At 46.0% G+C, this 23,444-nt stretch carries 22 protein-coding genes; 7 read left to right on the top strand and 15 right to left on the bottom strand.

Annotated elements, in window-relative coordinates; translation table 11 throughout:
- Window positions 1-52: 52 nt before the first annotated feature.
- The 5 genes from FJD32_RS18465 to tkt form a co-directional block, all read right to left on the bottom strand.
- Window positions 53-790, bottom strand: a complete 738-nt coding sequence (locus FJD32_RS18465) for a DUF481 domain-containing protein (RefSeq protein ID WP_037414718.1) — start codon at window positions 788-790, stop codon at window positions 53-55.
- Window positions 791-926: 136 nt separating this feature from the next.
- Window positions 927-1,994: a class II fructose-bisphosphate aldolase gene (fba, locus tag FJD32_RS18470; protein ID WP_011071213.1), complete on the bottom strand. Its 1,068-nt coding sequence runs from the start codon at window positions 1,992-1,994 to the stop codon at window positions 927-929.
- 199 nt (window positions 1,995-2,193) lie between these two features.
- Window positions 2,194-3,369: a phosphoglycerate kinase gene (locus tag FJD32_RS18475; protein ID WP_037429457.1), complete on the bottom strand. Its 1,176-nt coding sequence runs from the start codon at window positions 3,367-3,369 to the stop codon at window positions 2,194-2,196.
- A 132-nt stretch (window positions 3,370-3,501) separates the two neighbouring features.
- Window positions 3,502-4,518 (bottom strand): erythrose-4-phosphate dehydrogenase, encoded by a 1,017-nt coding sequence (gene epd, locus FJD32_RS18480; RefSeq protein ID WP_037429458.1) that lies wholly within the window; start codon window positions 4,516-4,518, stop codon window positions 3,502-3,504.
- A 128-nt stretch (window positions 4,519-4,646) separates the two neighbouring features.
- On the bottom strand, window positions 4,647-6,641 hold the full coding sequence (gene tkt, locus FJD32_RS18485; protein WP_037429460.1) for a transketolase: 1,995 nt from the start codon (window positions 6,639-6,641) through the stop codon (window positions 4,647-4,649).
- A gap of 476 nt (window positions 6,642-7,117) precedes the next feature.
- On the opposite strand from tkt, the gene metK reads away from it, so the two are divergent.
- Both metK and FJD32_RS18495 read left to right on the top strand, forming a co-directional pair.
- Window positions 7,118-8,269 carry a methionine adenosyltransferase gene (gene metK / locus FJD32_RS18490; protein ID WP_037414745.1) on the top strand — a complete coding sequence of 384 codons (1,152 nt, stop codon included), beginning with the start codon at window positions 7,118-7,120 and terminating at the stop codon, window positions 8,267-8,269.
- Window positions 8,270-8,398: 129 nt separating this feature from the next.
- The gene (locus FJD32_RS18495; protein ID WP_140907418.1) at window positions 8,399-8,848 is read left to right on the top strand and encodes a hypothetical protein; all 450 of its coding nucleotides are present in this window, start codon (window positions 8,399-8,401) and stop codon (window positions 8,846-8,848) included.
- 6 nt (window positions 8,849-8,854) lie between these two features.
- Here the strand turns inward: FJD32_RS18495 and FJD32_RS18500 are convergent, their stop codons facing one another.
- Complete coding sequence (locus tag FJD32_RS18500; protein ID WP_037429464.1) at window positions 8,855-9,199, bottom strand: hypothetical protein; 345 nt, start codon at window positions 9,197-9,199, stop codon at window positions 8,855-8,857.
- The gene (locus FJD32_RS18505) at window positions 9,189-9,452 is read right to left on the bottom strand and encodes an EAL domain-containing protein (protein ID WP_088586079.1); all 264 of its coding nucleotides are present in this window, start codon (window positions 9,450-9,452) and stop codon (window positions 9,189-9,191) included. The genes FJD32_RS18500 and FJD32_RS18505 overlap by 11 nt, the downstream gene beginning before the upstream one ends.
- A gap of 86 nt (window positions 9,453-9,538) precedes the next feature.
- Here FJD32_RS18505 and FJD32_RS18510 point away from each other — a divergent pair, with 86 nt between their 5' ends.
- Both FJD32_RS18510 and FJD32_RS18515 read left to right on the top strand, forming a co-directional pair.
- On the top strand, window positions 9,539-10,741 hold the full coding sequence (locus FJD32_RS18510; RefSeq protein WP_205403012.1) for an IS4-like element IS10A family transposase: 1,203 nt from the start codon (window positions 9,539-9,541) through the stop codon (window positions 10,739-10,741).
- A 102-nt stretch (window positions 10,742-10,843) separates the two neighbouring features.
- The gene (locus FJD32_RS18515; protein WP_001206290.1) at window positions 10,844-12,052 is read left to right on the top strand and encodes an IS4-like element IS10A family transposase; all 1,209 of its coding nucleotides are present in this window, start codon (window positions 10,844-10,846) and stop codon (window positions 12,050-12,052) included.
- Window positions 12,053-12,093: 41 nt separating this feature from the next.
- Here FJD32_RS18515 and FJD32_RS18520 read toward each other — a convergent pair whose 3' ends face one another.
- From FJD32_RS18520 to FJD32_RS18525, 3 genes are all read right to left on the bottom strand, one after another.
- Window positions 12,094-13,266, bottom strand: a complete 1,173-nt coding sequence (locus FJD32_RS18520) for an EAL domain-containing protein (RefSeq protein ID WP_240199971.1) — start codon at window positions 13,264-13,266, stop codon at window positions 12,094-12,096.
- Window positions 13,267-13,301: 35 nt separating this feature from the next.
- Complete coding sequence (locus FJD32_RS25155; protein WP_226871821.1) at window positions 13,302-13,874, bottom strand: hypothetical protein; 573 nt, start codon at window positions 13,872-13,874, stop codon at window positions 13,302-13,304.
- Between the two features lie 125 nt (window positions 13,875-13,999).
- The gene (locus tag FJD32_RS18525; protein WP_109277532.1) at window positions 14,000-14,560 is read right to left on the bottom strand and encodes a GNAT family N-acetyltransferase; all 561 of its coding nucleotides are present in this window, start codon (window positions 14,558-14,560) and stop codon (window positions 14,000-14,002) included.
- Window positions 14,561-14,713: 153 nt separating this feature from the next.
- Here FJD32_RS18525 and FJD32_RS18530 point away from each other — a divergent pair, with 153 nt between their 5' ends.
- Window positions 14,714-15,727, top strand: a complete 1,014-nt coding sequence (locus FJD32_RS18530) for a deoxycytidine triphosphate deaminase (RefSeq protein WP_037429465.1) — start codon at window positions 14,714-14,716, stop codon at window positions 15,725-15,727.
- A 15-nt stretch (window positions 15,728-15,742) separates the two neighbouring features.
- Here the strand turns inward: FJD32_RS18530 and FJD32_RS18535 are convergent, their stop codons facing one another.
- On the bottom strand, window positions 15,743-15,973 hold the full coding sequence (locus FJD32_RS18535; RefSeq protein WP_037414628.1) for a hypothetical protein: 231 nt from the start codon (window positions 15,971-15,973) through the stop codon (window positions 15,743-15,745).
- 70 nt (window positions 15,974-16,043) lie between these two features.
- Here FJD32_RS18535 and FJD32_RS18540 point away from each other — a divergent pair, with 70 nt between their 5' ends.
- Complete coding sequence (locus FJD32_RS18540; RefSeq protein WP_037429466.1) at window positions 16,044-16,460, top strand: META domain-containing protein; 417 nt, start codon at window positions 16,044-16,046, stop codon at window positions 16,458-16,460.
- A gap of 68 nt (window positions 16,461-16,528) precedes the next feature.
- On the opposite strand, the gene FJD32_RS18545 is transcribed toward FJD32_RS18540, so the two are convergent.
- Window positions 16,529-17,851: a dicarboxylate/amino acid:cation symporter gene (locus FJD32_RS18545; RefSeq protein ID WP_037429470.1), complete on the bottom strand. Its 1,323-nt coding sequence runs from the start codon at window positions 17,849-17,851 to the stop codon at window positions 16,529-16,531.
- A gap of 162 nt (window positions 17,852-18,013) precedes the next feature.
- Complete coding sequence (locus FJD32_RS18550; protein WP_037429472.1) at window positions 18,014-18,310, bottom strand: DUF4234 domain-containing protein; 297 nt, start codon at window positions 18,308-18,310, stop codon at window positions 18,014-18,016.
- Between the two features lie 218 nt (window positions 18,311-18,528).
- On the opposite strand from FJD32_RS18550, the gene FJD32_RS18555 reads away from it, so the two are divergent.
- Entirely contained in the window at window positions 18,529-18,972 is a 444-nt protein-coding gene (locus tag FJD32_RS18555; RefSeq protein ID WP_037414619.1) for a GNAT family N-acetyltransferase, read from the top strand.
- Between the two features lie 58 nt (window positions 18,973-19,030).
- Here the strand turns inward: FJD32_RS18555 and FJD32_RS18560 are convergent, their stop codons facing one another.
- Together FJD32_RS18560 and FJD32_RS18565 are read right to left on the bottom strand one after the other, a co-directional pair.
- The gene (locus FJD32_RS18560; RefSeq protein ID WP_037414617.1) at window positions 19,031-20,323 is read right to left on the bottom strand and encodes an HAAAP family serine/threonine permease; all 1,293 of its coding nucleotides are present in this window, start codon (window positions 20,321-20,323) and stop codon (window positions 19,031-19,033) included.
- Between the two features lie 448 nt (window positions 20,324-20,771).
- Window positions 20,772-23,339 (bottom strand): acylase, encoded by a 2,568-nt coding sequence (locus FJD32_RS18565; protein WP_088586080.1) that lies wholly within the window; start codon window positions 23,337-23,339, stop codon window positions 20,772-20,774.
- Between the last annotated feature and the right edge of the window lie 105 nt (window positions 23,340-23,444).

Below are 23,444 nucleotides of genomic sequence, written 5' to 3' on the forward strand. Positions count from 1 at the left end.
GCCAATAAAAAAGCACCTCTCGGTGCTTTTATGTTGATATCAATCACATTGATTAGAACGAATAGAGCAAGGTCATATTGGTTTCGGTATCGGTGCTCTTTTTATTGTCCAGCGGCTCGCTGTTATAACGCACGATAATGGCAAACTTCATTGCCAAGGCGCCAATAATATTCGCAGTGAGTGAGGTTTCCGAACGCGCATCTAATTTATCACCATAGTCGGCGACAAAACGCTGTTGGAATTTTGAGGTTTCTGTGATTTCAGTTTCGAAGTTAATCACACCGTGGGCAACCACACTGTCATTGGAATCTGTGCCCTCTAACAGAGCTTGCTCTGAATCGAGGCGTTGATAGATATAACCGGGACCGATTTCAACATCTAAGAAAGTCTTGCTGGTGTCATAGAGCCTATGACCATAACCCGTCGCGCCAGATACTGTGTAGTCATAACCGGTAAAAGGGTCAACTTCGTAGTTAGCGTTAGCAAATAGATAGCTGCGGTCAGTCATCTTATAGTTGCCTTGTGCCCCCGCTAAATAGCGCTTAGCCGTAACCTCGCCAGTATCCTCTTTATATAAACCTTCTAAAAGATATTGGTTTTCCCAATCACCTAATTCGTGTTTGAAGTTTAAGCGACCTTTGTAAGATGAGGTATCTGTGTTGCCTGTGGTTAAGGTTGCACCTAGCTCGGCTTCGCCCGCGAATGTTTTATCGCCTTTAACAAAATCGGCTCCCGCATTCGCCATAAATGGCGCCGTCATCAATAGTGCAGCGGTCAGTACTTTCTTCATGTTTATCCGTTCCTGTTCCGTTTAATCCCCTAAAAATCTGCGTAATACTAACATTTACGATTGAAAAATAAAAATTCATCGATTTTTTGCATAAAAAAGCCCGCTAATCAGCGGGCTTTGAAAAGTGATTTAAGGCTTACAGGTTGATCTTAGGGTCTAAAGCACCTGATTGATACGCTTTGTACATTGCTTGTAAAGACAAAGGCTTAATCTTAGAGGCTTGACCCGCACAACCAAAGGCCTCGTAGCGAACGGTACAGATGTCTGCCATCGCTTCCATAGAGGCTTTCAGGAACTTACGTGGGTCGAACTCGCTTGGGTGTTCGGCCAAGTATTTACGTACCGCACCAGTAGACGCTAAGCGCAAGTCGGTATCGATGTTCACTTTACGCACGCCGTGTTTGATACCTTCAACGATTTCTTCTAATGGCACGCCGTAAGTTTCAGGAATTTGACCACCGTATTGGTTGATGATCTTAAGCCATTCTTGCGGCACAGAAGAAGATCCATGCATCACTAAGTGAGTGTTAGGAATGCGGGCATGGATTTCTTTGATGCGGTCGATACGCAGTACATCACCCGTTGGTTTACGGCTGAACTTGTATGCGCCGTGGCTGGTACCAATTGCAATCGCTAGCGCGTCAACATGGGTATCAGCAACGAAGCGTGCCGCTTCTTCTGGGCTGGTCAGCAGTTGGTCGTGGCTTAATACGCCTTCAGCGCCCACACCGTCTTCTTCACCGGCAGTACCGGTTTCTAAGCTGCCTAAACAACCGATTTCGCCCTCGACAGACACACCACACGCGTGGGCGAATGCAACAGTTCTGCGAGTCACATCAACGTTGTACTCGTAAGACGCTGGGGTTTTACCGTCGGCCATTAATGAGCCGTCCATCATTACTGATGACATACCTAATTGGATAGAACGCTGACAAATATCAGGGTCAGTACCATGGTCTTGGTGGATACAAACTGGGATATCGGGATACTGCTCAAGTGCAGCCGTCATCAGGTATTTTAAGAATTGTGGACGCGCATATTTACGCGCACCCGCAGAGGCTTGCACGATAACAGGGCTGTCGGTGGCTTCTGCGGCCTGCATGATGGCGCGCATTTGCTCAAGGTTGTTTACGTTGAACGCTGGCACACCGTATCCATGTTCTGCCGCGTGATCGAGTAGTTGTCGTAGGGAAATTAACGCCATTTTTTTAACTCCAATAATAGGGTGACTTCACATTAACGCTGGGTCACCGAGGTCGCTATCGTTTGGATGGATTTTTATGCTCAATCGCTCTAGTGATGTGTAAATCCCTTTAGAGAAGGAGCGGTTTTTTTTATAATTTTTTATCATTTTTTGTGCTGTCGCGGCGCAGTGCCGCGACAGCGCAATACCTAACTCAATGTTAGGCACCGCGTTTTTTCAACATAGCTACAGCGGGTAACTCTTTACCTTCGAGGAACTCGAGGAAAGCACCACCACCAGTAGAGATGTAAGAGACTTTATCGGCGATACCGTATTTATCGACCGCCGCTAAGGTGTCACCACCGCCAGCGATAGAGAAGGCTTTAGAATCAGCGATAGCTTGCGCGATACGCTTAGTGCCTTCACCGAATTGGTCGAATTCGAACACGCCCACAGGACCGTTCCATACGATAGTGCCAGCAGACTCAATGATTTTCGCTAACGCTTCGGCGCTGTCGGGACCGATGTCGAAAATCATGTCGCTATCGCCAACCTCACTCACTGCTTTTAAGGTCGCAGCAGCCGTTGGACTAAACTCACCCGCCACAACCACATCGGTAGGCACAGGAATATCGCCACCGCGGCTTTGGGCGTTCGCCACTAAGCGCTTAGCTTCATCAATTAAATCCGCTTCGTATAAGGATTTACCCACGTTGTGGCCCGCCGCAGCGATAAAGGTGTTGGCGATACCACCGCCAACCACTAATTGATCCACAATGCCGGATAAACTTTCTAATACGGTCAGCTTAGTTGACACTTTAGAGCCACCAACAATCGCAACTAATGGACGAGCAGGATTATCTAACGCCTTACCTAAAGCATCTAACTCTTGGGCCAGTAATGGACCAGCACAGGCGATAGGGGCGTGTAAACCAACACCATTCGTTGAGGCTTCTGCGCGGTGAGCCGTGCCAAAAGCATCCATCACATACACATCACATAAGGCTGCCATTTTCTTTGACAGCGCTTCATCGTTTTTCTTCTCGCCTTTGTTAAAGCGAACGTTTTCAAACACAACCACTTCGCCTACCGCAACTTCAACGCCGTCTAAATAGTCGGTCGCTAAACGGACGGTGCAAGACAGGGCTTTGGCCAAGTAATCGACTACAGGTTGCATGGAGAATTCACTGTTGTACTCACCTTCGGTTGGACGACCTAAGTGAGACATCACCATCACCGCTGCACCTTTGGCAAGGGCTAACTCGATAGTGGGGAGTGAGGCACGCAGACGTGCATCACTGGTGACGACGCCGTTGCTGACAGGCACATTGAGATCTTCACGAATAAGCACTCGCTTACCTTGGAGATCTAAATCTGACATATTGATAATTGCCATGGTAACGCTTCCTTTTATAATCAAAAAACAAACTGGTTTTTCATCAATCGGTTAGTGTAGATGGCGATTCGGCACTCGACATCCCGTCGAATTGGCCACTACGCTTTAACCCATTGGTATCAATTCTTATCTTCAGCTTTGTTTAGCTGCAATCATCGCTAAACTGGTATCTAACATGCGATTGGCAAAGCCCCACTCGTTATCGCACCACAGCAACAGTTTAACCAACTGCCCTGCGCTCACCCGAGTCTGGGTGCCATCGACAATACTGGAGCGCGGATCATGGTTAAAATCACAGGATACCAGCGGCTCGTCAGTATAGCCTAAGATGCCGTTAAATCGTCCATTGGCGGCCAATTCTAACACTTGATTGACGGTCGCAATATCCACTGTTTTATCTAATGTTACCGAAAGATCGATAGCGGTAACGTTAATCGTCGGCACTCGCACCGAAATCGCCTCAAATTTGTCCTTCATGTGCGGCAAAATCCGCTCAATACCACGGGCAAGTTTAGTATCAACAGGGATAATTGACTGACCCGCAGCTCGGGTGCGGCGTAAGTCATCATGATAGGCATCAATCACTTGCTGATCGTTCATCGCCGAATGAATGGTGGTAATCGCGCCGCTTTTCACACCAAAGTGTTTATCCAGTACATCAATCACAGGCACGATACAGTTGGTGGTACAAGAGGCATTGGAGACCACTGTATGCTCGGCGCGCAGTAATTCTTGATTCACACCGTAAACGATTGTGCCGTCGACATCGGCCGATGAAGGATGACTGATTAAGACTTGTTTGGCACCCGCGTGGATATGGGCCTCGCAGCTTTGTCGATCTAAAATGGCACCTGTCGCTTCATAGACGATATCGATGTCCATCTCGCGCCAAGGTAGCTTGGCTGGATCAGGTTCATGGAGAATTTTGATGGCGTCATCGCCGATCAGCATCTGATCATCGACTAATTTGACTCTGGGCTGAAATCGACCGTGGGTAGTATCGTACTGGGTCAAATGGACAATGGCTTCAGGCTTAGCCAACTCATTGATTGCGACAATTTGGATTTGCTGGCGTTTTCCGGACTCATATAAAGCACGAAGGATTGAGCGGCCAATACGACCATAACCATTGATTGCGACTCGGATCATTGAGGTCTTTATTTCCTCTTAACAATACTGCATATACAAAAACGGCCTGCAAACAATTGCAGGCCGCATTATACAGATTAACCTTTCAAAAGTTTAACCTTTTGTCGGTAATCCCATCACCTAAACAATTAGCCTAGTGATTTTGCAGCGTTCAGCACATTTTCAACGGTGAAACCGAAGTGCTTCAGCAGCACGTTGCCTGGCGCAGACTCACCAAAAGTAGTCATGCCCACAACTGTGCCTTCGAAACCAACATACTTGTACCAGAAGTCAGTATGGGCCGCTTCGATAGCAATACGTTTAGTTACGGCTTTTGGCAGTACAGATTCTTTGTAAGCAGCATCTTGCTTATCAAACTCAGTGTTTGATGGCATAGATACCACGCGAACTTGTTTGCCTTGTTCAGTCAGGGCCGCAGCAGCTTCTACCGCCAATTGCACTTCACTACCAGTAGCGATCAGAATGTACTCAGGTGTACCCGCGCAGTCTTGCAGTACGTAAGCGCCTTTTGCCACATTGGCTAATTGCTCAGCAGTACGTGCTTGAGCCTTCAGGTTTTGACGGCTGAAGATCAGTGATGTTGGAGCATGGCGACGTTCGATAGCCGCTTTCCACGCTACTGCGGTTTCAGCCGCGTCACATGGGCGCCATACCGCCATGTTTGGCGTCATACGCAGGTTAGCTAATTGCTCAACGGGTTGGTGAGTTGGGCCGTCTTCACCTTGACCGATAGAGTCATGGGTGTAAACGAAGATGTTTTGAATTCCCATCAGTGCAGACATACGTACAGCGTTGCGTGCGTATTCCATGAACATCATGAAAGTCGCGCCGTAGTTGATGAAACCACCGTGCAGAGACACACCGTTCATGATGCCGCTCATACCGAATTCACGCACACCGTAGTACACGTAGTTACCCGCTGGATCGTCTTGAATCCCTTTAGAACCTGCCCACAAGGTGAGGTTAGAACCCGCTAAGTCTGCTGAGCCGCCTAACAGTTCAGGCAGCATAGCGCCAAAGGCTGCAATCGCGTTTTGTGACGCTTTACGGCTCGCAATACCTTCGCCTTTGGCTTGGCATTCTTGGATAAAGGCTTGTGCTTTGGCTTCGAAATCGGCTGGTAATTCACCTTTCAGTACACGGCGCTCGTATTCAGCAGCCAGTTCTGGGTAAGCTTTCGCGTAAGCGGCAAACTTATCGTTCCATGCCGCTTCACGGGCTGCTCCCACTTCTTTAGCATCCCAACCAGCGTATACGTCGGCAGGAATTTCGAATGGCGCATGTGGCCAGCCTAAGAATTCACGGGCCGCGGCGATTTCCGCATCACCTAATGGCGCGCCGTGGCAATCGTGGCTGCCAGATTTGTTTGGCGAACCAAAACCGATAATGGTTTTGCAGCAGATCATGGTTGGTTTGTCGGTGACCGCTTTAGCCGCTTCGATAGCCGCGCGAATCGCATCGCTATCGTGACCATCTACGTTAGCAATCACATGCCAGCCGTATGATTCGAAACGTTTTGGCGTGTCATCGGTAAACCAGCCTTCAACATGACCGTCGATAGAGATGCCGTTGTCATCCCAAAATGCGATCAGTTTGCCTAGGCCTAAGGTACCAGCCAGAGAACACGCTTCGTGGGAAATACCTTCCATCAAGCAGCCATCGCCGAGGAAGCAGTATGTGTAGTGGTCAACAATCTCGTGACCTTCACGGTTAAACTGTGCCGCTAAGGTTTTTTCTGCAATCGCCATACCCACAGCGTTGCTGATCCCCGCACCTAATGGACCCGTGGTGGTTTCAACACCTGGGGTGTAACCATATTCTGGGTGACCTGGGGTTTTAGAATGTAACTGGCGGAATTGCTTCAGCTCATCCATTGGCAGATCGTAGCCCGTGAGGTGTAATAAAGAGTAGATCAGCATAGAGCCATGACCGTTAGAGAGGATAAAACGATCTCTATCTACCCATTTCGGATTGTTCGGATTGTGCTTAAGGAAATCATTCCACAGCACTTGCGCAATATCTGCCATGCCCATTGGGGCGCCAGGGTGGCCTGAGTTTGCTTTTTGAACTGCATCCATACTTAACGCACGGATTGCGTTGGCGAGTACTTTACGGGAAGGCATGCTCTCTCCTGCTTAATTTGTGGGGGTCTAGCGGGCAATTTGGATGCATATTTTCCCCTACATAGCGAAGCGACGCAAACGAAAATTCACCACAATCTTGTCTTCGCACTCCCAATGGGACTTTTTACGATAAAAAAATAGCTTAAAGATGAACTATTCAAGCCAAAACATCGTACTAAACTCGCAATGACAATCACTCAGTGTCATTAACCTTAAAGAGTCCGTGATGGGAAAACAGCAACGATTCCAAGTTTACCCAACGGTTTGCAGAGAGTGATTATAGTTTTTAATTATAATTTTCAAAAAGTTAATTAACTTAAACGCTTTTTAGTTCAAATTTTAAAGCTGAGATTTACCTCACTAAGTACAGAAATATTTAGCTTTGGGGGTGTCATGGCGATGAATTTCCACTAAAATAGCCGTCTAGATGTAGATGCTTCTACACGTTTGATTGCTAACGACGAGATTTTCCTACTATGGCAAAGCACTTGTTTACTTCTGAGTCGGTCTCAGAAGGTCATCCCGATAAGATTGCAGATCAGATTTCTGATGCTGTGCTAGACGCGATTCTGGCCCAAGATCCTAAAGCGCGCGTTGCGTGCGAAACATATGTCAAAACTGGCATGGTATTAGTAGGTGGCGAAGTGACCACCTCTGCCTGGGTTGATATTGAAGAGCTTACCCGAAAAACGGTTCGTGAAATTGGTTATATCCATTCAGATATGGGCTTCGATGCCGATTCTTGCGCCGTATTAAACGCGATTGGTAAACAGTCACCGGACATCAACCAGGGTGTTGACCGCGCAGATCCAAAAGAGCAAGGTGCCGGCGACCAAGGTTTAATGTTTGGTTATGCCAGCAACGAGACTGACATTCTGATGCCAGCACCTATTACTTATGCCCACGCATTAGTGAAGCGTCAATCAGAAGTGCGTAAAAATGGCACCCTGCCATGGTTACGCCCAGATGCGAAAAGCCAAGTGACCTTCGCCTACGAAGACAACAAGATTGTTGGTATTGATGCGATCGTATTGTCTACCCAACACAGCCCTGATATCGCTCAAGCGGATTTGATTGAAGGCGTGATGGAAACCATCATCAAACCAGTTCTGCCAGCACAATGGCTGAGCAAGGACACTAAATACTTCATTAACCCAACTGGCCGTTTCGTGATCGGTGGTCCTATGGGTGACTGTGGTTTAACCGGTCGTAAGATCATCGTGGATACCTACGGTGGTATGGCGCGTCACGGTGGTGGTGCATTCTCTGGTAAAGACCCATCAAAAGTTGACCGTAGTGCTGCTTACGCTGCCCGTTACGTTGCGAAAAACATCGTAGCAGCGGGTCTGGCAGACCGTTGTGAGATCCAAGTGTCTTACGCTATCGGTGTAGCTGAACCGACTTCTATCAGTGTTGAGACTTTCGGTACGGGTAAAGTATCTGAAGAAGTCTTAATCAAGTTAGTCCGTCAACACTTCGACCTGCGTCCATACGGCCTGACTGAGATGTTGAACTTAGCTCGTCCAATTTACCAAGCGACAGCCGCTTATGGTCACTTTGGCCGCAGCGAGTTCCCATGGGAAGCGACGGATAAAGCTGACGCACTGCGCGCCGATGCAGGTCTGTAATCTACATTAAGCTCATGCTTTTACAAGAAAAAACCGCCTAATGGCGGTTTTTTTATGCTTAGGATGTATTGCCTAACTCCATTCCTCTCAGCAAGATGGCTTTTACTCTATGCAAAAGACAGAGACTCAATGAAGCCGTTAATCGCACAACTCCAATCCTGTTCTTGGGCGAACAAAGTGGGCCATTACGAGCCCATGGCCAACACCTTAGGTAGCCTAGAAGACATAGCCACTTGCCTTGAAAGGGATCCCGACCGTTTTTTCGAACCGCCCTACACTGAACCCTATGAAAGCTTATGTGTTAGCGACCATCAACAAGCCGACAGATTAAAGCCCCAAGTCTCTAGCGAAATCGTCGCTCAAATAGCGAAAACCGCCTATCTGGAAACGTGGAAAATAATGCCCGTTGCCGAGATTTGCGCACTAGTCGCAGATGATGCCGAAACCTTAGCCACCTTATTGTTAGCCGAAGTCACGCTATGCGACTTCACACAAGAACGTTTAGCCTGGTACTTGCAGGGACGGCTTCCTTTTGGCTATCAAGGAAATTACCCGATGGGGAAATGGTTAATCCTGTGATCCAGATTAACAATGGTCAAAATGGGCGTTTTGCATACACAGCAGATTTATCTGCGCGGCGGATAACAGTGCACACTCTTGTTCGCCAATTATCCTTGCACCTTGAACGACCTCGGGCGTTAAACATACTATAGCCGCACTGTAAGCATTGGTGCGGCCGCAATCGAGCCAACAATCTTCAATCTGTAACCAATAATGGGGGCGACTATCGTCGCAATCGACTTCAAATCCTCGGGCCTCACATTGCAGCAAGGCACACTCGGATAATAATACGCGCAGGTTGTCCCACGCCGATAAACTAGTCTGGGCATAGTTAGCCAACAAGATATTGACCAAGGATTTACTCACCATTTATCTCCAACCAAAAGGCTTTAGCATCGGGTCCTGGCATTGCCTTGGCATATAACCAACCTTGCACATAAGCAACACCAGCTTCTTTTACAAACTCGGCTTCAACACGGGTTTCAACCCCCTCAGCTGTCAAGCTAAAACCTAAACTACTACAAAGCTTGCAAATTTGCAGATATAAAGTACGACCTTTAGGCTCACTGGCATTGGCGAGAATACTGCGATCTAGCTTAATACTGAAGAATCCCCTGATGATTTACAAATAAATCATCAAATTAGAGTGGAAGCGCATCTTGTTGCATGATCAAATGGTTTCGCTAAAAACTACACTTGGACAACAAGATGCGCGAAGCCAATATCCTACAACATTCTTTACACCAATACTGCCCAGAACTTCACCTAAAACGATTAAACAGCTTGATGCTGGCCTCTAAGGCACTGATTGAATGTAAGACACTGACCTTGACTGAGTTAGGTCGAAATTTACCAACCACGGCCCGAACCAAGCACAACATCAAGCGCATTGATCGTTTGCTCGGCAACACGCATCTGCATCAAGAACGGTTAGCTGTCTACCAATGGCATGCCAGCCTCATCTGTTCTGGTAACCCTATGCCGATTGTGCTCGTCGATTGGTCAGACATCCGAGAGCATAAACGCATCATGGCTCTGCGCGCCTCAATAGCCTTCAATGGCCGCTCTATTACCCTGTATGAGAAGTCCTATCCCCTATCAGAACAATGCTCTAAGGCCTCCCACAACGGTTTTTTAGCGGACTTAGCCAAGATTTTACCTTTGCATGTTACCCCTCTCATCGTGACTGACGCGGGGTTCAAAGTGCCTTGGTACAAAGAGGTTGAGGCGCATGGTTGGTTTTGGCTAAGCCGTATTCGCGGTACAGTTCAATTTGCAGATATTGGCGCTGAAAATTGGCGTGCAGTTCGCAGTACACATGACTTGGCCAACGGTCAAGCGAAGAGCCTGGGTTGTAAGACCTTGACCAAAACTAACCCTATCAATTGCCATCTCACGCTTTATCGTAGCAAACCTAAGGGGCGTACAAATCAGCGTTCAACGAGGACTAATTGCCACCATCCATCGGCAAAAACGTACTCAACATCGGCGAAAGAGCCTTGGGTGTTAGCCAGCAATTTACCACCAGAATCTCGGAGCCCAAAGCAGCTGGTAAACCTGTACGCCAAACGTATGCAAATAGAGGAAACCTTTCGTGACCTCAAAAGCCCGGCATACGGCTTTGGCTTACGCCAAAGTCGTACCAACAGTCCAGAGCGATTCGACATCATCCTACTGATAGCGTTGATGGTTCAATGCCTGTTGTGGCTAGTTGGTTTACACGCACAGCAACAGGGCTGGGATAAGCATTTTCAGGCCAATACCATTGGGCATCGAACGGTACTCTCAACGATTCGCTTGGGATTGGAGGTGCTCAGGCGGCCTGATTATCAAATCACGGAGAAAGAATTGCTGGCGGCCTGGGTATTATTCGCCAATCAGTTGCTCAAATATGGCTATGCTATGGCCTGAAGAATCCCCTGATGATTTACAAATAAATCATCAAATTAGGGTGGAAGCGCATCTTGTTGCATGATCAAATGGTTTCTCCAAAAACTACACTTGGACAACAAGATGCGCGAAGCCAATATCCTACAACATTCTTTACACCAATACTGCCCAGAACTTCACCTAAAACGATTAAACAGCTTGATGCTGGCCTCTAAGGCACTGATTGAATGTAAGACACTGACCTTGACTGAGTTAGGTCGAAATTTACCAACCACGGCCCGAACCAAGCACAACATCAAGCGCATTGATCGTTTGCTCGGCAACACGCATCTGCATCAAGAACGGTTAGCTGTCTACCAATGGCATGCCAGCCTCATCTGTTCTGGTAACCCTATGCCGATTGTGCTCGTCGATTGGTCAGACATCCGAGAGCATAAACGCATCATGGCTCTGCGCGCCTCAATAGCCTTCAATGGCCGCTCTATTACCCTGTATGAGAAGTCCTATCCCCTATCAGAACAATGCTCTAAGGCCTCCCACAACGGTTTTTTAGCGGACTTAGCCAAGATTTTACCTTTGCATGTTACCCCTCTCATCGTGACTGACGCGGGGTTCAAAGTGCCTTGGTACAAAGAGGTTGAGGCGCATGGTTGGTTTTGGCTAAGCCGTATTCGCGGTACAGTTCAATTTGCAGATATTGGCGCTGAAAATTGGCGTGCAGTTCGCAGTACACATGACTTGGCCAACGGTCAAGCGAAGAGCCTGGGTTGTAAGACCTTGACCAAAACTAACCCTATCAATTGCCATCTCACGCTTTATCGTAGCAAACCTAAGGGGCGTACAAATCAGCGTTCAACGAGGACTAATTGCCACCATCCATCGGCAAAAACGTACTCAACATCGGCGAAAGAGCCTTGGGTGTTAGCCAGCAATTTACCACCAGAATCTCGGAGCCCAAAGCAGCTGGTAAACCTGTACGCCAAACGTATGCAAATAGAGGAAACCTTTCGTGACCTCAAAAGCCCGGCATACGGCTTTGGCTTACGCCAAAGTCGTACCAACAGTCCAGAGCGATTCGACATCATCCTACTGATAGCGTTGATGGTTCAATGCCTGTTGTGGCTAGTTGGTTTACACGCACAGCAACAGGGCTGGGATAAGCATTTTCAGGCCAATACCATTGGGCATCGAACGGTACTCTCAACGATTCGCTTGGGATTGGAGGTACTCAGGCGGCCTGATTATCAAATCACGGAGAAAGAATTGCTGGCGGCCTGGGTATTATTCGCCAATCAGTTGCTCAAATATGGCTATGCTATGGCTGATTTATGAGGGGATCCTTCAGTGCTATGGCTGATTTATGAGGGGATCCTTCAGAGCTTAATACCATCGACATTGATTCGACTCAGTAGACTTAAACTCGAAAACCCAGTACCAAAATCATCCAACCAAAAACGGAAACCACACTGCTTAAGCTGTTTGATACTGCTATCAATGCGGCTTATATCCAACATGAATGCCGATTCTAACATCTCAATTTCGACCTGATGAGCAACACTACCTAATCTATCATTCATAATCGCTAATAATTGACTATCGGTGATGTTATTTGGGTCAATATTGATACTGACCTTAGGAAAAAAGCCCTCTAATGCCCAACGAGCAAGATCTTCTGCAACGGTATTAATTACAAAACGATCAATAATGTGGGAATAGCCCGCACGTTGAAACGCATCAATAAAATAAGGGCCTTTTAAGGCCCCATACTCATCCCGAAGACGAATTAGCGCCTCAAATCCAACCACTTTACCATCAATTAAAGCAATCTTAGGTTGATAGTGAAGCTGCAATTCACCGGCTAACACCTCTTTGATGGTTTTCTCTAAATTAATTTCAGCCTTTAAAGACTCTGACTGTTTTTTTAGATAATGTGTTTCATTCATCAGCTCAATATCTGCTTGAAATTGAATCCTTTTTATAAGCTCACGATCGAACTCATAGTGTTCACTCATTAAAGAAAATCGCTGTACAAATGGTAGATAAATCAACACACCGATAGCTATCAAAAAACATTGAAATAACACAGAACTAAAATGCCCACTCGCCATATAAGCATTAATAAATGGAGGTGTTATCCAAGGAAAGCTATGAGCATCAAATTCTAGAATACCTATACTGATGGCGCTATAGGCTAATATAAAATTCACTATGGGCGAGAGTATAAATGGCAATAATAATCTAGGGTTAAAAATAATAGGTAAACCATAAATCAATATTTCATTGATATTGAAAAATGCAAAGGGCGTTGCAATCTTAACAATATGGCGTGTTGCACTGTCTTTAGAACTAATGAAAATAGCAATAATGAGCGATAACGTCGCCCCGCTGCCACCGTAAAGAATAAACAAATCCATAAATTGACTCGCGGTTAGATTAGGTACAACCTCAGTCAAGCCATTATCGACACCAATTAATAGTAGATATGCATTATCACCGTGCACACCGAAGCTCCAGAGCACATGGGTTAATAAAATACGGATAAACAATTGGATCCCAATACTAGCGGTTTGCAAAGTATCAATTAGTGGCGAAAAAACCAACTAAGTAAGGCAGATGCTTCGGTAACAAGCATCAATATAACCATAAAACAAATAACTACTGGCAAAAAAATATTCAGATGCTGTTTTAAGTATCGACTCAATGCTTTTCCTTTTACTAAGTCTAGCCATCGCCAAGTAACCAATATGCGCAATAGATATGCCGTTAAAATCGGTAATAAAACCACCCGAGGATCACCTAAAACCACATCAACATAATCAATGCTAAGTACTTCCTCTGTGGTTGGCACATGCAAAGCCAGTATGATGCTAAAGGAGATTGAGCACACAACAATCGCTGAAAGCTGAAGATATTTGGCAAAATGGAAGGAAAGAGAAATAAGCGCAAGCAACGGAAATATCTTTGCAAGCTGCACAGAAAAAAATGTTAAGCCATAAAAAAATGCCGTTGTTTGCCATTCCGGGATCCAACTACTTAATAACGCTATAACCAGTGATAGTAGTGAGTTAACAAGAATAAATGGCAGTAACGCGATAAAGGACTCACGTACAGAGATAAGAAAACTTCTGTCCAGAAAATTTCGAAGTTCAAACATGATATCAGGGTTATTATTGACAACTATTTAATAAAACATAGTCGATCAATCTTTTAGGACACAATCAACCTAAAAAATACTGATTTTTGAAAGCAGAACAACGTAAAATATGGCGGGAAAACGAGTTAACGATGAGCGAGTGCATATGAGCGAATATCAACACTCATAATATAATAATCCCTATCAGAAAAAGTAAAAAAATCTGCAACTTGCATTTTAGCTTTACGAGTATGCGCCGCCAAAGAACGCTCATTTTCATCAGCTATAAACGTCACCAGATAAGTAAAACTAGGCGCAGCTTCTCGGTAAATGCGAGTAACAAGTGCCTCAAAAACGCCTTGGCCACGATATGCTTTATCAACCCAGATAGGACCGTATTGGCAGCTGTTTTGCACCGTTAATTGAGGACCATCGCCATTGATTCGATTCAATCTTTTCAACAAATTGCGATAAATTGGCCAGGTCTCAAAAAACGACCAACGTCCCGCAATCACATAACCTATAATGCGTCCGTTAATTTCAGCGACCACAATCCAATGCTTATCAATTAGCTGAGTTAATTCATTACGATTAAATGCTTGCCCTTCCAAATTGACACCATTAGACATTAACTCATCATTGAGATGCTGGCGCTCTAACGCGGCCAATATATCAACATCTTGTTTAGTTGCTAATCGCGTTTGCATCAGAGGTATGTCCAAGTTGAGCTTATCGCTAGATTTTAAGCGCGTCAGTATACTTAAATAAATACTAAAGACTTTATCTTTTAGGAAAAAATTTGCTAATAACGCTATTGTTTCCCACACTTATTGAATTGTAGGTCATTCACTCGCCATTTTATGCTGCCAGAGACTATCAATCCCCAAATCAGTGTGCTTGACAACGATCTACTTCAAGTCAATTTAGGTCGTTGGATGCAACAATGCGAATTAATAAAAAGTTACTACAGCGCTACCCACGTGTTTGTATTACAGATAACGCAATCGGGTTTTGAAGTGATCGTCAGTTCTGTCAGCGAAACGCCGCTTTTTACTTCTGGCACGCTTTTTCCAAATAACTTCCCGCTCTTTGAAGCATTAAAAAATAGCAACATAGACGGAGATTATCTCAATTTAAGCCGCTTTATGCTCGATGAACTTCCAAGAGATTTTGACGGAATTCAATACATTCTGTCCCGCCCTATTGCATGGCCAGATGGCAGTCAATTTGGTTCACTATGCGTGTTAAACCCCCATATGGCCGATCCTTTAAGCAACAGCGCCATGCTTGAACCTTTCCAAATCCTGCTTCAGCAGGAATTATCCCTGTTATGTCAAAACCATAGAATCGAATCGCTATCAATGCGCGATCAAGAGACCGGCATGCTCAACCATTACGGCTTTATGATGATGGCTCCTAGGCAACTCAATCTTGGACGACGCTTTGGCGCCCATGCGGGGATTCTTTTCTTCGAATTGATTGAAGCTGACTCGCCGGAAAAACGCTTAGAAGAGAAACATCACAGGCTCCTCGGTAATTTGGTTCAAGATACCATTCGCACAGCCGATGTTGCAGCCCATTTCAGCGCGACTCAGTTTGTGGTGTTAGCCTTTGTCGATAGCGAACGCGATATATTGCACATTATAAAGCGGGTCGAAAAACAATTAGAACAGCAAAATCATCACCTTAAACTCGATTCCAGTTACAGTTTCTTTACCCCTGAATCGACGGCTAAGTTAGCGCCCATGATGGAAGATGCTCGCTGTAAACTAAAATCTATGTTGCAAGAGCCAACACAATCGAGCAGTAATCAGGCAAAAGGGATCAATGCCGAGCTTTATAACAACCCCGCTGCAGACTCGGCCGAGTTGTAAAAGTCGCAAACGCTATTATTTTGGCAACTCATCCTGACGCTTCGCCCATTGGATAAATAACACCACAGGATAAGGTGACATCAACACTAAGCCTAAGCCAATTAAGCTTGCGATCAATAACATCCCACTGATTTCTAGACTCCATTGAGTCAACATATAAAACCCAAGTCCACAAACTAACATCAAAACCCCTAACCAATGTAAAAACTTCAACAAATTCATAGTGCTTTTAATACTATCTTGCATATAAACCTCTTTTTATCTCTCGCTAAACTTGTACACTATTGCCATGAATATCGAAAAAGGAACTGAGACAATGTTAAAACAAACATTTCTATTAAGCGCATTACTTTTTGGCTTAACGGCTTGTCAGAGTACTGACGTCGCCCATCAAGACACTGTGTCATTACAGGGAAGCTGGCATATTGAAGCAGTCCAAGGACAACCGACTGTTGATTACAGCTCAGCTCAAATCACCTTCGATGCAGAAGGTAAGCTTTCTGGCAATAACAGCTGCAATAACTTTTTTGGCCAATATAACCAGCAAGGGCAAGAGCTGAAAATCATCCCTGGTGGCAGCACCATGAAAGCCTGTGTCGATTCATTGATGCAGCAAGAGCATAAAGTCATGCAAGCACTACCACTGGTCGCTAAAGCCAAATTAGTGCAAGGACGTCTGACATTACTCAGCAGCGACGATAAACCTGTTTTAGTGTTAACCCAACTGAAATAAAAGTGTATCGATAATAAAAAACCGCCGATTGGCGGTTTTTTATTCGAATCAAATCTTAACTCGATCGATTAACTCTTAGTCGCAGCACTTTCGTTTGCGGCATTTTGCTCTGCAATCACGGCGCTCTGCACCATATCAGCATTGTAATGCTCAACGTCGAGTTCATCTTCCGATTTGGCAATTACAGTCGTCGCCACTAAGTCACCAGAGACGTTCACAACAGTTCGCGCCATATCCAAAATGCGGTCAATCCCCGCAATCAAGGCTACACCTTCTAAGGGTAAGCCCACAGTCGAGAGCACTAGAGTCAACATCACTAAGCCTGCGCCCGGTACCCCCGCGGTGCCGATTGAGGCTAACGTCGCGGTTAAAATAATCGTTAGATAGTCGACCCACGTTAAATCAATCCCAAAGGCCTGCGCCACAAACAGCGCGGTCACGCCTTGGTATAGGGCTGTACCATCCATATTGATGGTGGTGCCTAAGGGCAATACAAAACTGGAGATCTTCTTGTTTACCCCAAGATATTCGCTCGCACATTTCATACTTGCAGGTAAAGTGCCTGCCGAACTTGAGGTGGTAAATGCCACCGCCATCGCATTGCTGATCCCCTTAAAAAAATGCAACGGATTAAGCTTGGCAAATAGGCGCAGCACTATGCTGTAGAAACCTAACACATGGATAATACAGCCAATATAAACGGCAATAATGACTTTAATCAGTGGCCATAGCATATCGATGCCATACTCACCCGCAACCCATGCCATTAGACCAAACACACCATAGGGCGCAAGCTTCATCACCATATCGGTCAACTTGTACATGGCCTCAGCAAGGCTCTCAAACACCTTAATCGCAGGTTTGCCATGGTCGCCAATCAATACCAATGCAATCCCAAGTGCCACGGCAAACACAATGACTTGTAGGATCTGGCCACTCGCCAATGCAGCTACGGGGTTGGTGGGCACTATATCAATAAGCGTTTGCATCACCGAGGGTACTTCTTTGGCCGTACTTACCGCCTCGTGTTGCAACAAAGGAACACCCGCACCAGGCTGAATCACATAGCCCACCACTAAGCCTAGGCTTATCGCAATCGCCGTCGTACAGAGATAAAACGCAAAGGATTTAAAACCAATCCGGCCCATTTTGGCGGTATCTTCCATTGAGGTGACACCAACAATCAAGGAACAAAAGACTAAAGGCACAATCAGCATTTTGATGGTATTCACAAACAGCGTGCCAATAGGTTTTAGGTAGGAAGCCTGCTCGCCTAAAGTGACCCCCACCAGAATCCCGAGCACCATACCAACGAAAATTTGTAGCCACAGGGGCACTGACATCCAAGAAGACCAGATCCGGCCTAAGGCTGATGACCTTTGTTTTGACATGTTTATAACCTTGAATTTGAAATGATGATAGGGCAAAGCCTTATCCTTGGCGGGACTAACCTTCAATTAGCCAGCCGCCGAGTCTACCATAAGCAATAAAACTTTAAGGATGATCTATATCACGTTGATATCAACCGCGGCAAAATCCAGCTAAAGCATCGCTTAGGCCTCGAATTGCGCCGTATTGTCTGACGGAGCAAAACGTTGACGATACAACGATGCAGGCGGCTGCTCGCGCTCAATAAGGTAGCTCCAGTAGTCATCATCGAAACCGCTAAAGAGTGACTGATTTTCCCCCTGAGATTTGAGGATCAAATACCACCAAACCAACCCCCATAAGCCAAAGGTAACTAAAGTTAGCATAAAGTGCATCCCATGGTTAACTTGAAAATCTTTATGAGCATCATAAGGTTGTAAGAATATTGGTTTAAACCGACGAGTTGATTTAACGAATCCCATAATCGCGCCACTTCTGCTAGTGAAAACCTTATTCAAGCCTAGCAGATTAGACTTTAGCCGTACAAAATTTAACCGCAATTAAAGGGCGATAGGGATCTGTGCTCACTCGTTCTGATGGGGGGTTCCGTGCTACAGTGTATGCCTAACTCATCCCGATACATCAGCGTCATCCCAAACACAAGAGCGGTAAATGCCATTAACCGCCGAGGAGTTGTTAAATGTTGATCCGTAAAGCTAAAGTGCAAGATCTTAGCGCCCTAGTCCAATTTAATCAGGCAATGGCGCAAGAGACTGAAGGTCTTGCCTTAGATGAAACCACGCTTATCAAAGGCGTCAATACCCTACTTAATCATCCCGAAAAAGGCTTTTATCTGGTAGCTGAAATCGAAGGAGAAATTGTCGGCTCGCTGATGGTTACCTTCGAGTGGAGCGACTGGCGCGCCAAAGATTACTACTGGATCCAGAGCGTATATATTCGCCCGCAAAATCGCCGTCAGGGGATTTATGGCAGACTCTATGCTGAAGTAAAACAATTGGCCGAGGCCAATGGTGGCGCCGCCAGCTTCCGTTTATATGTCGAGCAGGAAAACCTCGCAGCCCAGCAAACCTACCAAGCCTTAGGGATGAAGCAAAGTTACTATCTAATGTACGAAGAAAAGTAATAAAAAAGGATCGAGCAATGCTCGATCCTTTCATTTAAACCGCTTATATATCTCAGTCTTAACTGAGTAGACCAAATAGAATCGCCGTCATCGCCAGTAAACCCGCAATCACCACAAACACATTGCTGATACGGTGACGATAAGCTTTTAGTGCCGGCACTTTATACACAGCATACATTGGCATTAAGTACAAAATCGCCGCAATCACTGGGCCGCCTAGCGCCTCAATCATTCCCAGAATACTTGGGTTTTTAATCGCAACGCCCCAAATGGTGGCAAACATAAACACGAGGATAAACTTGTTCAGCTTATTGTCACAGACTTGCTTATTGCTTGAGCGTAATTGCTTAACAATAATGCCCTTCATACCTTCAGTCGCGCCCATATAGTGACCAAAGAAGGAAGAAACAATCGCGATAAAGGCAATGAAAGGCCCGAAATAACTGACAAAACCGCTATCATGCACGTTTGCTAAATAGGACAAAATCGGCAGGTTCTTTGCCTTCGCTTCGGCCAATTGTTCAGGCGACAATGACAACACGCAGGAGAACACAAATAGCATCACAAAGCCGACTAACATCATTGACGTATTACGCAGGATCACATCGGCCTTACGTGCGGCATTGCCGCCATGGTCGCGCTTAAGGGAAACCGAAAATTGCGAAATCGCCGGAGAATGGTTAAAGGCAAACACCAGTACAGGGATGGTTAGCCATACTGTGCCTAAAAAGGCGCCGGTTTCAGGCACAACTTGCAGTGCATCCATTTTCCATTCAGGAATAAGATACAAAGACATAAAGGCCAAAATCCCTACCAGCGGATACACCAGCAGTTGAGTCACCTTCAACATAAATTGCTCACCGGCAACCATCACGGCCATCATGCCGAAAATCAAGATACCAGAAAGCAGAAAACGCGGCGGTGATGCCATGCCCAATTGGTTGACGATAAAACTATCAACAGTATTGGTGATCCCCACGCCATAGATCAGCACAATCGGATAGATCGCTAAAAAATAGAGCAGCGTAATCGCCTTGCCCGCGCCAATCCCAAAGTGTTCTTCAACCACTTGGGTAATATCACTGCCAGGAATGCTCGATGAACAAACAAAGCGTGAAAGACCACGGTGGGCCAAATAGGTCATAGGTCCGATGATGATGGCCATCAAGACTAAGGGCCAAAAACCACCCATACCCGCATTGATAGGTAGAAAGAGAATGCCCGCCCCCACAGCGGTACCAAATAAACTCAGCATCCAAGTAGTATCTTGGCGCGTCCAAGGTAAGCGTCTTGTTGTGCTTTCTTGCGTGCTTTGAGGTGTTTCTAAAACACTGATCGCATCTTTTTGCATAGTAAAATTACCTTACGGTGAAACCGCATAAAAAATTCGGCGTAAGGATAGCGAAAAAGCTTAAGCAAAAGTTGATCTAAAACCATTTTAAGTAATGGAATTTCAAATAAAGCTGGGATTGAGATCTAGATCTATGAATTTATGTAATAAATTTTCAATGGTGCATCAAAGTGATCACAATTAATCACCAAGAAAGTACAGTAAATTTACCCTTAAGCCTAAATGGCGACATTACTCTGTCGTCGATAAAAGCCACAAAAACGTGTTAAGTCGCAAAAAACCGATAAATACAACAAAGCTCAAACAACCACTATAAAAACTTGAACTAGATCACTAGCGGCATTGTTAAATTTTTACATTTTGTAACGTTGAACAACCTATAAAAAGCCCACCCAATAAAAAGGCCCACCTAAGTGGGCCAATGAATCACCACCCGACTAGCGCAGCATTATTGGGCTTTTTGCAGCACCAACTCAGTGGTTGAGACTACGGCTGGCGCAATATCAGCTTCCTTAAACAGTAAAGGACGGAAACTCTTACTGCTGGAATACAGATTGCTTTGGTCGGTAAACGAAGGCGACAGTATATTGCTCGACTCAGAATAAGTGAGTATGCCGCGCGCAACAGGGCCCTCATCGGTAAAGCTCACCGCCATCATCCAACTTGAACCATAACGTATTTGATATCCCTTCGCCGTTAAGCCAGAACCCATGGCTTTGCCTGTAACGACGTCCATCAGAGGCGCATATTTATGTTGTGGAATTAACGTATCGTCGCCTGATAAGCTAGTTGAAAACACGTTAAAACCACCCTCAGCGTTGTGACTCCCTGGCCAAGGTAGACGCGCTCCGCTGGCAGTGCCATCGGGAAGAGACTTCTCGACAAACTGCACATCACCTAGCGGTGCATCTAAAGCAAAACCTGCGGCTTCTAAATTCAGCACCGCATGGGCAAGCGCCACTAATGCACTGCCGTCGGTAGCCAGTGTATTCGGAGTGGTCGCCGCATTCGCGGGATCAAATCTCTTGGTCAGCATCGTCTTTTGATTAAACTGATGGGCAAATTCGCGCAGTAAGGCGCCGCCTTTGCTGTCATTATCTTGCTTACCATTCCAGGCTTTTAACGCCGCACAAGCTGAGGTGAGATCTTTTGATAAACTGGCAGACACTACCACAGGCGTACTGCCTTGTGCCTCACATTGGGCAATTAATGCCGGCAAGACCAGTTCAGCCAAGTAACTACGATTTGATAATACGGCAGCCTCCAACTCTTGGAGATTGAACTTACCATCGCTGCCTGCCGCATCCTGCATTAGCGTTAATCCCATACGGGTACGCAGTGATAATTGCCCTGCTTCTGGGCCATACATAGGCGAGAAGTAGGTCAGGGGCTCATTCAAGTTTGTTGACCAGAAGGAGTCATTGGAGTTTTGCACAAAGTCACTACGCTCCAGCTTAGGCGCACGTTCATAGGGCGTGGGGCCACTAAAGCTAAACAAGGAAGTATTACCCGGCAAAATAGTAAAGCCTGCTTTCTCTTTTGCCGCCTTAATATCGGGCGAAGTCTTTAACAGCACAACGGCAGACTCGGACAAACCGGGTACTGTCGAGTCATCGATATAGAAGGCATTGCCCTCTTTATCGGCATACATAGTGTTGTTGAAAATAACCCCGTCGTAATCTTTAAAGGCTTGTTGAAATTCATCTTTATTGGTCGCTAAGTTCATGGCGAGCCAGTGATCGACAGGATCCATTGTCGCCATATTGGCATCTTGGATCATAAAGGCACTGCCATCATCCCAACCAAAAGGCGCAAGCGTAGGTGGCGCCTCAACCATAGGGCCTTTGGCCGTGGTGTAAATATCCTTTTCAGCCACTAACATGCCCGCAGGACCGGCGTTCACTATGATAGAAACCGTCTCTTTATTGATCGGCATGGGCTTACCATCAAACAGATATTGCAATCTATCGCCCGAGACCAACTCAAGGTTGTACATCACAAAATGCTCAGCAGTTGAGAAGGTATGAGTCCAAGCTAAGTCTTTGTTAAAACCTATATTGATCGGGCCAGGCATCCCCACCAGCGAGCCACCCATCATATCTAAATGCCCAGGAATAGTGATATGGGATTGCCAGAAACGCAGGTTACCCGTGTGCGGGAAATGCGGGTTGCCGAGCACCATACCGCGGCCATTTTCGGTCTTGTCTTTACCGAGTCCCCAGCCGTTAGAACCTAAATCCCGTGGATTGGTTTCTGGCGTGGTAATACGGGCTGCGCGGGCAATCAATTTAGACTGCATATCGCTGACAAACGCGGTCTGCTCTTGGCTCGGCGCTGGACCCACGATACGTGGCATATATTCCTGTGCATCCCCGGGATTAGCGTAGAAAATCAAATCGAGGAAGTTAGCCGCTCCGGGTAACAATGCAATGGAAAACAAATAAGTGACCACATCTTCAGGCACGATAGGTTTTACCCAAGGTTGGCCGCCACAGAAAGGTTCTGCTGTTTGTTTGCCCGCCTCCACATCCGCAAGATACTGGTTATAACCCGCGGTAAAACCTTGGATCAATGCACGAGAGCGTTCACTAAACTGCGGCCACTTAGCTTCGGCTTGCTCACGGATTTTTAAGGCTTTGTAGGCAAAATCGGAGATTAAGTTGCCATTATCTTCGGCGGTAGGTAGCCCTGTGGTGAAATCTATCGACGCATGGGGGCCAAAGTACATAGAGCGCTGGGAATTCGCCTTAATGAAACCATCGGCGAGCACGCAGAGGTTGTCCTGCGCTTGTGCGTAACCGCTACCAAAACCTAGGCTTTCTAAATTGTCGGCTTGGATATGGGGTACGCCGTAGGTGGTTCGTCGGATATTGGCTTTGAGTAAGCCATTAGGGGCAAAGGTTTGCAGTTGGGTTTCAGGTTCGGTTGGTGGAGTACTATCTTCGCTATCGTTACAGCCTGTGAGCATCACCCCGCAGGCCATCCCCATCGCGATCATGAGTTTGTTGAATTTCATTATTATTATCTCTTAATTTTGGTTCCTTTAATGACATCGCTTTACTGCTTAAATCAGCTAACTTACTGAAGGAGCAATAATGGCATGTCGCTTCCTGATGCTCTG

This window comes from Shewanella sp. LC6 (assembly GCF_006385735.2).
Classification (GTDB): Bacteria; Pseudomonadota; Gammaproteobacteria; order Enterobacterales; family Shewanellaceae; genus Shewanella; species Shewanella xiamenensis.

What these genes read in the sequence shown, in the direction of transcription:
- FJD32_RS18525 (WP_109277532.1), bottom strand. Translation starts at nt 14,560, where the DNA reads ATGCAAACGCGATTAGCAACTAAACAAGATGTTGATATATTGGCCGCG.
- FJD32_RS18565 (WP_088586080.1), bottom strand. Translation starts at nt 23,339, where the DNA reads ATGAAATTCAACAAACTCATGATCGCGATGGGGATGGCCTGCGGGGTG.
- FJD32_RS18540 (WP_037429466.1), top strand. Translation starts at nt 16,044, where the DNA reads ATGTTAAAACAAACATTTCTATTAAGCGCATTACTTTTTGGCTTAACG.
- FJD32_RS18560 (WP_037414617.1), bottom strand. Translation starts at nt 20,323, where the DNA reads ATGCAAAAAGATGCGATCAGTGTTTTAGAAACACCTCAAAGCACGCAA.
- FJD32_RS25155 (WP_226871821.1), bottom strand. Translation starts at nt 13,874, where the DNA reads ATGTTTGAACTTCGAAATTTTCTGGACAGAAGTTTTCTTATCTCTGTA.
- FJD32_RS18550 (WP_037429472.1), bottom strand. Translation starts at nt 18,310, where the DNA reads ATGGGATTCGTTAAATCAACTCGTCGGTTTAAACCAATATTCTTACAA.
- FJD32_RS18510 (WP_205403012.1), top strand. Translation starts at nt 9,539, where the DNA reads ATGCGCGAAGCCAATATCCTACAACATTCTTTACACCAATACTGCCCA.
- FJD32_RS18475 (WP_037429457.1), bottom strand. Translation starts at nt 3,369, where the DNA reads ATGGCAATTATCAATATGTCAGATTTAGATCTCCAAGGTAAGCGAGTG.
- FJD32_RS18515 (WP_001206290.1), top strand. Translation starts at nt 10,844, where the DNA reads ATGCGCGAAGCCAATATCCTACAACATTCTTTACACCAATACTGCCCA.
- FJD32_RS18530 (WP_037429465.1), top strand. Translation starts at nt 14,714, where the DNA reads ATGCTGCCAGAGACTATCAATCCCCAAATCAGTGTGCTTGACAACGAT.
- FJD32_RS18545 (WP_037429470.1), bottom strand. Translation starts at nt 17,851, where the DNA reads ATGTCAAAACAAAGGTCATCAGCCTTAGGCCGGATCTGGTCTTCTTGG.
- metK (WP_037414745.1), top strand. Translation starts at nt 7,118, where the DNA reads ATGGCAAAGCACTTGTTTACTTCTGAGTCGGTCTCAGAAGGTCATCCC.
- tkt (WP_037429460.1), bottom strand. Translation starts at nt 6,641, where the DNA reads ATGCCTTCCCGTAAAGTACTCGCCAACGCAATCCGTGCGTTAAGTATG.
- FJD32_RS18535 (WP_037414628.1), bottom strand. Translation starts at nt 15,973, where the DNA reads ATGCAAGATAGTATTAAAAGCACTATGAATTTGTTGAAGTTTTTACAT.
- FJD32_RS18555 (WP_037414619.1), top strand. Translation starts at nt 18,529, where the DNA reads ATGTTGATCCGTAAAGCTAAAGTGCAAGATCTTAGCGCCCTAGTCCAA.
- epd (WP_037429458.1), bottom strand. Translation starts at nt 4,518, where the DNA reads ATGATCCGAGTCGCAATCAATGGTTATGGTCGTATTGGCCGCTCAATC.
- FJD32_RS18500 (WP_037429464.1), bottom strand. Translation starts at nt 9,199, where the DNA reads ATGGTGAGTAAATCCTTGGTCAATATCTTGTTGGCTAACTATGCCCAG.
- fba (WP_011071213.1), bottom strand. Translation starts at nt 1,994, where the DNA reads ATGGCGTTAATTTCCCTACGACAACTACTCGATCACGCGGCAGAACAT.
- FJD32_RS18495 (WP_140907418.1), top strand. Translation starts at nt 8,399, where the DNA reads ATGAAGCCGTTAATCGCACAACTCCAATCCTGTTCTTGGGCGAACAAA.
- FJD32_RS18465 (WP_037414718.1), bottom strand. Translation starts at nt 790, where the DNA reads ATGAAGAAAGTACTGACCGCTGCACTATTGATGACGGCGCCATTTATG.